The organism is Candidatus Hydrogenedentota bacterium (assembly GCA_016791475.1).
GTDB lineage: Bacteria > Hydrogenedentota > Hydrogenedentia > Hydrogenedentales > JAEUWI01 > JAEUWI01.
This window is the reverse complement of record JAEUWI010000423.1, coordinates 1-536: the sequence shown is the minus strand read 5'-3', so window position 1 is coordinate 536 and position 536 is coordinate 1. Positions and strand designations below refer to the sequence as shown.

Genomic DNA, 536 nt, shown 5'->3' with positions numbered 1-536 from the left:
CGCGAGGCGGAAATATTTTTTGGGCGGGTTTTCCATAAAGTCTTCACGCTCCAGGTAAATTTCCCGGCTAAACGGCATTTCCCTTGTACCGCTTTGTTCGTCTTCCGGGTTGTTTTCGCCGTGCAGCATTTCGGTTTGTCCCTCGGGGTAGTTGGTGAGCACTACTTTAACGGGGTCGAACACCACCATGCGGCGCAGGGCGATCTTGTTCAGGTGTTCACGAATACAGAATTCGAGCAGCGATACTTCTATCAGGTTGTCGCGTTTGGCCACCCCAACACGGTCGCAAAAATTACGAATACTTTCCGGCGTATAGCCCCTGCGGCGGTACCCGCTTATGGTGGGCATGCGGGGGTCGTCCCAGCCCGAAACATGTCCTTCATTCACCAGTTGCAGCAGTTTTCTTTTGCTCATCACGGTATAGTTCAGGTTCAGCCGTGCAAACTCGTATTGACGTGAAGGAAAAATTTCGAGGTTGTCGATACACCAGTCGTACAACGGCCGGTGCGGTATGAATTCCAAAGTACAAATGGAGT

At 51.5% G+C, this 536-nt stretch carries 1 protein-coding gene; it reads right to left on the bottom strand.

What is annotated here, in order from left to right; all coding sequences use genetic code 11:
* Window positions 1-536: glutamine--tRNA ligase (locus tag JNK74_30045; GenBank protein MBL7650412.1), on the bottom strand; the 536-nt coding region annotated here is incomplete at both ends.